This is a genomic window from Aminipila luticellarii (genome assembly GCF_004103735.1).
Classification (GTDB): Bacteria; Bacillota; Clostridia; order Peptostreptococcales; family Anaerovoracaceae; genus Aminipila; species Aminipila luticellarii.
Genome location: NZ_CP035281.1, coordinates 1,287,805 through 1,299,621 on the forward strand (window position 1 = coordinate 1,287,805; position 11,817 = coordinate 1,299,621).

The following is an 11,817-nucleotide window of genomic DNA, read 5'->3' on the forward strand; positions in this document are numbered from 1 at the left end:
GTAAGGAAGTTTTATAATAATGAGGAGGAAATAAAATGCAAAACGTATTCATTAAAAATATTAAACATGAAGAGGTTATTTCTTTAGCCGATCAGGTTGACATCATGAGCGGTCAGGTAGTAAGCAAAACCTTGGCACAGAATTCGGCAGTCAGCATTACTTTATTTGCTTTTGATAAAGGGGAAGAAATCAGTACCCATGATTCTGCGGGAGATGCTATGGTCACGGTTTTGGAGGGAACTGGAAGGTTTACGGTAGATGGTGTGGAATATTTGCTCAAACCCAATGAAACATTGATCATGCCGGCAAAAAAGCCCCATGCCGTGTATGCCCAGGAGAACTTTAAAATGATGTTAGTTGTAGTGTTTCCCCAGAATAAAGAATAACAGGCGGAGCTTCTTGCTTTAAAGGAGTTTGATTTGAATATAAAAACAGAATTTAATCCTAAAATAAAAAATATTGTACTGTTTCAGTCCGACCTGTTAAAATGGTATCATAAAAATGCCAGAGTACTGCCGTGGAGAAGTAATCCGACACCATATAGAGTCTGGATCTCGGAGATGATGCTTCAGCAGACCAGAGTGGATACCGTCATTCCCTATTTTACGAGATTTATGAATGAATTGCCAGACATACCGGCTCTTGCCGGCGTAGAAGAAGATAAGCTGTTGAAGCTGTGGCAAGGGCTTGGATATTATAACAGAGCACTCAATTTAAAGAAAACAGCAAAAATTCTTGTGGAAAAATATCAGGGACAGCTTCCGTCGGATGTGAAGACTCTGATGGAGCTTCCCGGTATCGGACCCTATTCAGCAGGAGCTATTGCTTCCATTGCTTTTGAAAAAGCTGTCCCGGCAGTAGACGGGAATGTTTTACGGATCATGGCACGGATACTGGCAAGCCGTGAGGATATGAATCAGGTAAAAATAAAAAAACAGATGCAGGAATTTATGCTTGAAGTAGTACCTTTAAACGACCCGGGTGCTTTTAATCAGGCCATGATGGATTTAGGTGCAACTATCTGCCTTCCGAATGGGGAACCAAAATGTGAGAAGTGTCCGGTCAGAAAGCATTGCAGAGCCTTTGAGTTGAAGCTGACATCACAAATTCCCATAAAGGTATCCAAAAAAAGACGGGGCATTGAAGAAAAGACTGTTTTCGTCCTTTCATCGGGGGAAAAGTTTGCCCTGCAAAAAAGAAAAGCAGGGGGGCTGCTGCCGAACCTTTGGGAGTTTCCCAATACCTCCGGCTATTTGACGGAAGAACAGAGCAGATCCGTTTTGGAGGATTGGGGGATCCTTGTTGAAGAAATGCTTGAATTAAAGCCGTCCAAGCACATTTTCAGCCATATAGAATGGCATATGAAAGGCTTTTTTGTCACCGCGGCCAATACAGATAAAAGCAGTTCGAATTTTGTATGGGTTACGAAGGAGGAAATACAGCACCAATACTCTATCCCGACTGCTTTTAAGGATTTTATAAAATATATTCTGAAATGAGAAATTTTATTTTTGTTCCGGATTCGTTTTTGTAATTTTAGCAGTAAATCAATAGTAGTAGGGAGTATATTTTAATGAAAAGTTTAAAAGGTAAATTGATTTTATTCGTTCTGATCTTAGTGATCGGAGCCTCATTGCTTACCGTATCCATCGGTCTGCTGCGGAGCTTCAAGGTTACAGAGGATATTATTCAAACGCAGATCGAGCATCAACTGACCGGTGATAACAACATGCTTAAGCTGTATATGGAAGAACAATTTGGTTCAGTTCATCTTTCCAGTAGCGGCAAGTTAGTGGATCGGGAGGGGAAGCCGGTGGATGGGCGATATGAGTATATTGACAAACTGGCTGAAAATATGAACGTGGTAGCCACGATCTTTGTGAAAGACGGAGATGAGTATAAGCGTGTCCTCACCACGATTACAGATGAAAAGGGCGGCCGGGTCGTAGGAACGGCACTGGATGCAAAAGGAGAGGCTTATAAAGCTCTATCTGAGGGTAATTCCTACTTTGGGCAGGCAGAAATCCTGAATAAGTCGTATATGACGGGATACACGCCTATTTATGACAGCAGTAAAAAAGTCATTGGTATTTATTTTGTCGGAGTACCGATGGAATCCATCAATCTGATTTTAGATCAGGGTATTCAGGCTACGATCAGATCTGTGGCCGTTTCGATTCTTTTGATTCTGCTGGCTGCAGCGACTGTGATTTATTTCGTGGCTTCTTCTATTGTGAAACCCATTCAGAAAATCACAAGAGGAGCGCAGCAGATCGCTGACGGCAACTTTGATGTCAGCTTGTCCGTGCATTCAAAGGATGAAGTCGGGCAGCTTGCCAAGTCTTTCAATTTGACCATAGACCGGTTAGTGAATTATCAGGGATATATTGATGAAGTTTCGGATTCGTTACTGAACATTTCCAAGGGAGATCTGACTGTTCAGCTTCAAAAGGAATATCTGGGGCAGTTTGAAAAATTAAAGATTAATATGCAGTCTCTTTTAGAAAACCTTAGCATGACCTTAGGGCAGATCAATAAACTGGCGGACGAAGTGGCAAATGGTTCGGAACAAATAGCGGATGGAGCTCAAGCCCTTTCTCAGGGCGCTACGGAGCAGGCCAGTTCAGTGGAAGAACTGTCCGCGACCTTGAGTGAGATCAGCGGTCATATTGAAAAGAGTGCGGAAAATGCCAAGGCCGCTCATGAGAAAGCCGGTAAGGCAGGACAGGAACTGGAAAGCAGCAATGAGCAGATGAGAAATATGGTAGAGGCGATGAACCAGATTACCTTAAAATCCTCTGAGATTTCTAAGATTATTCGGATTATAGAGGATATTGCATTTCAAACCAATATTCTTGCGTTAAACGCTGCCGTGGAAGCGGCCAGAGCCGGAAGTGCAGGAAAAGGATTCGCCGTAGTGGCAGATGAAGTAAGAAATCTTGCGGGAAAATCAGCAGAGGCTGCAAAAAATACCACGGCTTTGATTGAAGAAACTCTGGAAGCTGTTCAAAACGGTTCTGCGATTTCAACCAGAACAGCCCTGTCTATGGAAGAAAGCTCCAGGGTAACCAGTGAAGCGGTCGGCTTAATCGATAAGATTGCCAATGCTTCCAAGGAACAGGCGGATTCCATTGCACAAATTAATTTAGGTGTGGAACAAATTTCAATGGTGGTACAAAATAATGCGGCCACCGCAGAAGAAAGTGCGGCGGCCAGCGAAGAACTGTCCAGACAGGCGCAGATACTGAAAGGATACATAGAAAATTTTAAATTACGCCATGAAAATATATAGGCTTTCAATCAAAAACATAGATTCCTTAACAATTTCATCTTTATAAAAGGCAAAACTTAGCGCAAATACCGCTAAGTTTTGCCTTTTTTTGTCCAATTTATTGCTTTTACTGCCAAAAAATGCTAAGATTGACTTAATCTTATTGCCAATATTCACTAATAAAGAGTTTTTTCTTTAATTTCTTCAGGACTCTACAGATTTGGAACGAATGGAATAAGATGAAGAGCATTTATTTAATAAATTGAAAGAGGAGAATTTAAGATGGATGAAGGAAAAATTTTATGGAAGAACAGATTATCGGTAAAAATACCGATGATGATAGCTCTTGTCATATTAATCGTCATTGTAGCCATGTGTTCTTGTTTAAGCTTCTTAACAAGCAATACCGTGAGCAACATGATGGAAAAAGAACTGAACTATATCGCCGACGAGAATGCCAAAGAAGTATTATCCTATCTGGACAGTATGAAGATTTTTTCTCAGGAATTATCCTTAGAGGTGCAACGATTCCAAAGCTTAGATAAGGAAAGTGCCAATAAGCTGCTTATCGAATCTTTGCAGGGCGTATTAAAAAATAACGATAAAATATTTTCAGCATACTATGCGTTTGAACCCAACAAATATATGGCCGATACACCAGATGGCCTGTCTTATTATGTATACCGCGATGGGGACAGTACAAGACTTGATATTTTAAACAACTTTGATACATACGGAAAAGACGACTACTATTTGCCTACAAAGGAGAACTTATCCACTCATGTTACGGAACCTTATGAATATGAGCTGACTACGGGGGAAAAGGTGTGGCTGATTACACTGAGTTCTCCCATTATCAACGAAAAGGGTGAATTTTTAGGCGTTGCCAACTGTGATATTGATATGTCCAGCATATCTGATCTTCATTTTGCCAACGGAGGATATAAATCTTCTTACAGCTATATTGTCACCAGCCTTGGGACCTGTATGGCTCATACATTAGATCAAAAAGCAGTAGGCAGTATACCGAAAAATATTTCCGAATACAGCAAGATCCAATCTGCAGTAAAGAATGGAAAGTCGGTAACGGACGAAATTAAGAATCCGTATTCCAATGAAAAAACGGCATACGTTATACATAAGCCGGTTACATTAGACGGAACTGATGTAAAATGGTCCAGTGCCTTCGTCATCAACAAGAGCGAGGCCATGAGCAGCGTTTCTAAAATGGTTCTGGCCTTGGCAGGTATTGGCGTGGTCGGACTGATCGTTTTGATTGCTGTCAGTATCAAAACGATTAAAAGGAGTTTGAAACCGGTAGATGACGTAATCGGTATGGCGGAAAAAATGGAAAAAGGGGATTTCTCTTTTGAAGATGGAGAAAAATCCTACGGAACGGATGAGCTGGGTTTATTGTCTAGGATCTTTATGGAAACCTCTGAGGTATTAAGCGGATATATTCAAGAAATTTCACACGTTCTGGAAAATGTAGCTTCCGGAAATTTGGACGTAGCGATTAAAAGAGAGTTTGTAGGAGATTTTAATGAGATCAAGTTAGCTTTGACCGGTATTTTAAATTCCTTAAATGTGACGTTCAGTGAGATGAGAACCGCTGCGGAACAAGTGGCTACTGGTGCGGAGCAGTTTTCGGACGGTTCTCAGTCGATGAGTCAGGGAGCCATTGAACAGGCAAGCTCTGTAGAACAGTTGTCCGCCAAGATCCTGGAAATAAGCGGACAGGTGAAAGAAAATGCCATGCATGCCAGCAAGGCCAACGATAAGGCAGAAGAGGTCGGTACAGAGCTGGAAAACAGTAACAAACAGATGCATGAACTGCTAAAAGCGATGGATGATATTACAACCTCCTCCAATCAGATTGGAAACATCATTAAAACGATTGAAGATATTGCATTCCAGACCAATATATTGGCCTTAAATGCAGCCGTTGAGGCGGCCAGAGCCGGTGCGGCAGGAAAAGGCTTTGCAGTGGTTGCAGATGAAGTAAGAAATTTGGCGTCAAAAAGTGCGGAAGCTGCAAAAAATACCACAGTTCTTATTGAAAGCTCACTTCATTCCGTACAAGAAGGCGGACGCTTTGCGGAAATCACCGCTACCTCTTTGGAAACTGTCGTAATGGGTACGAAAGAAATCCTTTCAGCCATCGCGGAAATTTCCGAGAAGACGGAAGTTCAATCCTTGTCCTTGGAAGAGGTTACCGCGGGAATTGAACAAATTTCAAACGTTGTTCAGACCAATGCGGCGACTGCCGAAGAGAGTGCAGCTACCAGTCAGGAATTGTCGGCACAGGCACAGCTATTGAAAGATCAAATTGCCAGATTCCAGGTTCGATAGAGTGCAGCGAGCGATTTGCCGGAGTAAAATCGGAGGTCGTATTTCTGTTATATAACATGTAGACGGCAGGCTTGCACCGTGATATGATCACAGTGTAAGCCTGTTTTTTTGTGGCATGGCCACTTTTTAGATAAGATATTTTGGGTGAACGAAATGAACAAAAGAAAAATCGCTGTAATAGGCATGTTTATCGCAGTAATCGTTTTTGCGGTGATAGCAGATGTGAGCCATTCTAAGCGGGAAGCATTAAAAGTAACCACTATAAATGTGCAGGTGGAAAATATTCCTGTTATCGAAACGTATATAGATGACGGGAAACAAAAACCTATGATTATTGTCCAGCATGGATTTAAAAATCGAAAGGAATCCACGATAGGCTTAGCGGATAAACTGGCTGAGAAGGGATTTTTTGTCGTGTCACCGGATGCTTACGCTCATGGAGACAGAACCGAGGCTCCTTTGAGTTTAACAGAAATCATTGTGCATACGTCGGAAGAGTATGATGGACTAATAGACGCTTATAAAAAAGATGATAGGGTTAATATTCACAAGTTGGGAATTGCCGGGTTCTCCATGGGAGGGTGTATTACTTTCCATTATGCAATTTATGGTAAACATCATCCGGAAGCTATCGCACCCACTATTTCGACCCCTTATTTTGAGCAGCTGATCGGGAGCAGGCTCAGCCGCAGCATTTACAGTTCACGGGAGGGGCTTTCAGTGGCTCAGGATGCAGCTGCAATTCAGTATATCGACCAGTATATTCTTTCTCATTCTCCCTATAAAGACTATAAAAATTTAAAGGATGTGGCTGTTCTCATGCAGAACGGTGAACTGGACCGTTATGTAAACAGTGACGGAGTCCATAAGTTAAATACAGCATTGACCCCGATCAATCCAAGGGTACGGCTGGTGATGATCGCAGGAACGAAACACCAGGTAACCCCCGAAATGACAGACCGCATTGTGACCTTTATGTGCCAGAACTTAAAATGATCTGATTACATGATCCCCAGTATCAGCTGCATGAGCAGACTTACCAGAGCAATCCCAGACCAGCAGCATATGCCCATAAAAATTGGCTTGCCGCCGCTTTTTATCAGTTTAACGATGTCTGTGTTCAAGCCGATAGCTGACATGGCCATAATGATAAAGAATTTGCTGCACGCCTTAATTGGGTCAGTTATGACAGCCGGAAGATCAAAGAGAGTTGTAATGAGCGAAGCCAGCAAAAAATATAAGATAAAAAAAGGAAAAATCTTTTTTATGCTTACGTTCACTTGCTGGGCTTTTTCTCTTTTTGTTCTAAGAAAAGCCAAGGTCAATGTGATAGGAATAATAGCCAGCGTTCTTGTCAATTTGACAATTGTCGCTATTTCCAGTGCATGGTCTCCGGGATGAAGTTCATCCCAGGCCGCTGCTGCCGCCGTTACGGAGGAGGTGTCGTTAATAGCTGTGCCGGCGAATAAGCCGAAGCCTTCGGAGGACATGCCAAGAATTCCGCCCAACGTAGGAAATATTAAAGCAGCGATTACATTGAATAAAAAGATGACCGAAATGGATTGCGCCACCTCTTCATCACTGGCATCTATGACCGGGGCGGTCGCTGCGATGGCAGACCCCCCGCAGATAGAGGAACCTACACCGATCAGCGTAGAAATCTTAGAGGGGATATGCATGCTCTTGTGAAGGAGAAAAGCAATAATCAGGGAAGTAGAAATCGTAGAGACAATAATCGGCAGCGACTGTTTTCCTGTTTCCCAAATAACGGATAGATTTAAACCAAATCCCAATAGGATAACGGCATATTGCAATATTTTTTTGGAAGTAAATGCGATACCGGATTGAAAGCTGCCTTTTGTTTTAAAAAATACAGTCAGAAGCATGCCTGCAAGAATTCCGAATACCGGGCCGCCGATGATGGGAAATTCTTTTCCAAGGAGCCAGGAAGGAATAGCGATTGCTATACACAATGCGATTCCCTTAAAATTTGTACGAATAAAGTTCATAAGTCACCTCGCTAGATAAAATTTGATGTTTTGAGTCTAACAGAGATATACCATAATGTAAAATTATAATAAATTATATTTGCATAATTTATTGTTATAAATACAGGCTCCGTGATAAAATAGAGGAAAGAAAAATAGAAGTGAGAGGGAACAATATGCTGGATTTTAGGGTGGAAACCTTTATAACGGTATGTGAATATATGAATTTTACAAAGGCTGCGGAAAGGTTGAATATTACACAACCGGCTGTTTCTCAGCATATACGTTATATGGAGGACGTGTATGGGACGAAGCTGTTCGAATTTACGGGGAAAAAAATGAAGCTGACGGATTCAGGGAAGCTTTTGTTAAATACCTTTATCACGATGAAGCATGATGAAATTCACTTAAAGGAACAGATAAAAGAAGGGTTCCGTGAAAGTAAAACCATTCATTTTGGGGCGACCCTGACCATAGGTGAATTTTTAATTCCCCGGCAGATTTGCCAGTATCTGAAAACAAATCCTCAGGTCTCCTTGAAAATGCTGGTGGCCAATACCAGTGAACTGCTGGAGAAGCTGGACAAGGGCGAGATTGATTTTGCGGTAGTGGAAGGATATTTTACCAAAAGCCAGTATGATCACAGATTATACAGCAGAGAAGATTATATTGCCGTCTGCGCGGCGAACCATTTTTTTAAAAAAGAGCCGGAACAAATGGAAGACTTATTTTCTGAAACAATCATCCTTCGAGAGGATGGCTCCGGCACGAGAGAAATTTTGGAAAGAGCATTGGAAGGAAAAAACTATGCGTTAAGCGATTTTAAAAATAAAGTAGAAGTCAGCAATATGAATGTTATAAAGTTTCTGACAAAGGAGGACTGCGGCATAACCTTCTTATATGAGGCGGCGGTCAAAGATGAATTGAAAGCTAAAACCCTTCGGAAAGTTCATTTGAAGGATTTAAATATTCAGCACGATATGACGTTTATATGGAGAAAAAACAGTATATTTACAGATTATTACTGCAAATTATTCAAAATTTTTCAAACTTTTTAGGAATTTGTTTGGCGGATATGATAGAATCTATTTAGGATTAGGTATTGGATAGAAGATGAAAAAGGAGATTGCCATGTTTGAATTTAAACAGATGAATGAATCCCTTAAATCGTATTGTACGGGAGAGAGCATCTTTGATTTTTACAGGATCGTTAATCCCAAGACCCATGAAGTATTTGAATATGATCAGGACAATCATTTAAAAGCACAGAAAGAATATTGCTATGAATACTGGGGCAAAAAAGAAGCTTGCTTCAACTGCATTGCAAGGCATTCCTATGTGAAGCAAAGACAGTATGTGAAACTGGAATTTGTGCATGGAAAAATTCTTCTGATCATTTCAAAGCCGGTTAAAATACAGGACAGGATGCTGGCTTTGGAACTGATAAAGGATATAACCTTCAGTATGGTGGGGTTGAATTATTACCGTGCGGAGCATAAGAATGTGGAGCATATTGTTTCACAGTTCAATGAATTAGCCGTCAGAGATATTTTGACCGGCCTCTATAATTTGGATTACATAAAAAATTATCTGGATAACTTCCTGCAAAAGGAAATTGTGTTTAATAGGCTGACAGGTGCGGCAATAGATATTGATCAGTACAGTCAGATCAATGCCCAATACGGTTATGCTGTGGGAAATGAAGTCTTGCAGTACGTGGCCGGAATTTTAGAAAAGTATGCCGCTTCTATAGGCGGTCTGGCAGGGCGTTTAGGGCCGGATGAGATGGGGATATTTTCTATCAACAGAACACCGGCGGAAATGGAAGAACTCTGTAAAAAGGTACAGGAAGAAATCAGAGAAAATCCATTAGAAATACAGGAAGGCACAGTACATATAAGCTTTGAATATGGTACGGCAGCCCTAGAGAGAGAGGATGAACCCGATGACTTTATCGGACGGTTATATTTCAATCTCAGAACAGCACAGGGACGAAAATAGCAGAGGATAAAAAAACAGAAAGCCTGAAAATCCATGGTTGAGTTTCAAGCTCTCTGTTTTTTTGTGATTGTTTAATTTCTTATTCTTCTTCCGAATCCTCTGACGCAGGCTCCCAAGCCACATTTAATGATTCAAGGAAGTGTTGAAGTGCTTCCACTTCAGTAATTCCATTTTCAAAATTAACACTCATGGAAAGAATATCTAAGTCCGGATTTCGGGTTTTAAACAGAGCGCATTCCGTATTTTGCATGATGGATTTGTTTTTTATTTTTTTATCAAAATCCGTTTTGAATACATCTGTTAACCGGAGCAGAAGCGGACTATCCTGATTTTCATCCCAAATAGGGAACTGGTCGGTCACCTTGTAGGATACATCATTTAATCCGCAGATGACCTCGAAGGTGGATGAAATTTCCCTCAGGGTATCTTCATTTAAGCTTCTTGCACAAATGGTCACATCAAGATTGCCGGTACTCGTCCGAATGGTTCCGATATTGGAAGTTGCAACAATATTTCCTTCATCGGATTTTAAATAAATCCCATTGATCATCGTATAAAGCAAGCTGAAGACCTTTGTACTGTCATCCTTGGAAATCACGTAGGAAGGAGCGGATACAGGTGTCATCGTATACGTATAATTTTCTTCTATATCCCCATAGTTATCTTCAAATTTTGAAGCTTCATTTTCAAACCACTTTTCAAATCGGGCCACATCGTTATCGTTGATCAGTACAACAGCCGTAGCTCCGGAAGGGTATTTCGCCGCATCTTCGCCGCCGTTAAAGGAGGCAAGCTCAATGAGGACTCCTTTGCTCTTAGCAGAAGCCAGAAAGTCTCCGATTATTTTTATTGGATTTGGATGGCTGCCGGAGGTAATCCCTGAGCTCCCGCCGTTTAAATTCTTGATGGAAATTTCGTAGGCGTTGGGATACGTAGGTGTAATCCATTGCAATGGTTTTGAAAAATCATATTCGGCAGTTCCGGCACTTCCTATGGTGAAAGTGGTTTTTTCTGCCCAGGTCAGATTGATCAAATTGTTTCCTTTCAGATAATTTGCACTGATTTTCTGCGCACCAGAGAGCTCATTGCCGCCTGCAGCGGTAAATAAAACTCTTATGAACCCATGCTTTTCTACTTTATCCATTAAGTATAAGGCGGTTGCCATGGCCTGATACTGCTCGGCAGGCTCCCCTGTACCGATGGCACATTGAAGGGTCGTCGCTTGAGCATTTTCATAGCCTGCTGTTGCCTTCTTTGACATAATAATATTATTTTGTTTGTCGTAAGAAACCGGCACCTTGTGGGTTCCTGCCCACTGGATCAGATATTCTTTTTGTGCTTCCGTATCGGATGTATCCGGAAGTTTTTTCGATAGGTCTTTATAAATAACATCTAACTGAGATGCCATCTGTTCTTCAAATTCCGTTTCATTTTTATTAAAGAAACATCCTGTAAAAGATAATGAAACGAATAGAATCACAAGAAATAATGATATTATTTTTTTCATAAACTACTCCTATATTGCATTAAACTCTTTCTATTTTATGTATTTTACAGTATAATAATAATATGCTTCAATATAATATCACAATGTTAAATGAAATTACAGTCATTTAATAAAATCTTCATAATTAATGCGAAGTTGGAAGAGCTTAGGAGGAGATACGGATGAAATCTAGGAATATATTAATACGACCAACCATTTTCAGCGATTGTGAGCTGTTTGCGGGATGGGAGACAGACCCATCTGTTACCGAGTTTTTCAGTATGAATGCCGATCGAACTTATGAAGACATTGTACGGGAGTTTGTTGCCAGAGAGCTTGACAGAACAAAATTACAGTACACTATATGTACGGAGGATGAAGTCCCTATTGGCCGCATCTACATCAGCAGAATAGAGGAGGAGAGCGATTCGCTCGACATCACCCGAATTTATATAGGGGATCGGGAAAACAGAGGAAAAGGGTATGGAGAAGAGGCTCTGAGGCTGATCTTAGAGTACTGCTTTATGAATTTACATATGGAAAGAGTGACGCTGGATCATTTTGAGGGCAACCGCATAGCAGCCTCCCTGTATGAGAAGCTGGGCTTTAAACAGGAAGGAATTGCCCGCAACGCATGCAAAAAGAACGGGAAGTATTACAATCTATACTTACTATCGCTGCTTCGTTCAGAGTATTACGGAAAAAGACATGACGGGTGA

At 41.1% G+C, this 11,817-nt stretch carries 10 protein-coding genes; 8 read left to right on the forward strand and 2 right to left on the reverse strand.

The genetic code is table 11. The annotated features are described in order from the left end of the window. Positions 1-35 precede the first annotated feature (35 nt). The 5 genes from EQM06_RS05850 to EQM06_RS05870 all read left to right on the forward strand — a co-directional run bounded on the left by EQM06_RS05850 (position 36) and on the right by EQM06_RS05870 (position 6,619). Positions 36-386 carry a cupin domain-containing protein gene (locus tag EQM06_RS05850; RefSeq protein WP_128745441.1) on the forward strand — a complete coding sequence of 117 codons (351 nt, stop codon included), beginning with the start codon at positions 36-38 and terminating at the stop codon, positions 384-386. A 33-nt stretch (positions 387-419) separates the two neighbouring features. After that, on the forward strand, positions 420-1,499 hold the full coding sequence (gene mutY / locus EQM06_RS05855) for an A/G-specific adenine glycosylase (RefSeq protein ID WP_230975034.1): 1,080 nt from the start codon (positions 420-422) through the stop codon (positions 1,497-1,499). Between the two features lie 74 nt (positions 1,500-1,573). Then, positions 1,574-3,292, forward strand: a complete 1,719-nt coding sequence (locus EQM06_RS05860) for a methyl-accepting chemotaxis protein (RefSeq protein ID WP_128745442.1) — start codon at positions 1,574-1,576, stop codon at positions 3,290-3,292. 261 nt (positions 3,293-3,553) lie between these two features. After that, positions 3,554-5,623: a methyl-accepting chemotaxis protein gene (locus tag EQM06_RS05865; RefSeq protein ID WP_128745443.1), complete on the forward strand. Its 2,070-nt coding sequence runs from the start codon at positions 3,554-3,556 to the stop codon at positions 5,621-5,623. Positions 5,624-5,776: 153 nt separating this feature from the next. After that, entirely contained in the window at positions 5,777-6,619 is an 843-nt protein-coding gene (locus EQM06_RS05870) for an alpha/beta hydrolase family protein (protein WP_128745444.1), read from the forward strand. 5 nt (positions 6,620-6,624) lie between these two features. Here EQM06_RS05870 and EQM06_RS05875 read toward each other — a convergent pair whose 3' ends face one another. Further along, positions 6,625-7,632: a YeiH family protein gene (locus EQM06_RS05875; RefSeq protein ID WP_128745445.1), complete on the reverse strand. Its 1,008-nt coding sequence runs from the start codon at positions 7,630-7,632 to the stop codon at positions 6,625-6,627. 155 nt (positions 7,633-7,787) lie between these two features. Between EQM06_RS05875 and EQM06_RS05880 the strand changes: the two genes are divergently transcribed. Beyond that, a complete protein-coding gene (locus EQM06_RS05880; protein WP_128745446.1) occupies positions 7,788-8,669 on the forward strand; it encodes a LysR family transcriptional regulator in 882 nt (293 codons plus the stop codon). Between the two features lie 73 nt (positions 8,670-8,742). Next, entirely contained in the window at positions 8,743-9,612 is an 870-nt protein-coding gene (locus EQM06_RS05885) for a GGDEF domain-containing protein (protein WP_164914365.1), read from the forward strand. A 79-nt stretch (positions 9,613-9,691) separates the two neighbouring features. On the opposite strand, the gene EQM06_RS05890 is transcribed toward EQM06_RS05885, so the two are convergent. Next, entirely contained in the window at positions 9,692-11,119 is a 1,428-nt protein-coding gene (locus EQM06_RS05890) for a zinc-binding metallopeptidase family protein (RefSeq protein ID WP_128745448.1), read from the reverse strand. 161 nt (positions 11,120-11,280) lie between these two features. On the opposite strand from EQM06_RS05890, the gene EQM06_RS05895 reads away from it, so the two are divergent. Next, positions 11,281-11,817 (forward strand): GNAT family N-acetyltransferase, encoded by a 537-nt coding sequence (locus EQM06_RS05895; RefSeq protein WP_128745449.1) that lies wholly within the window; start codon positions 11,281-11,283, stop codon positions 11,815-11,817.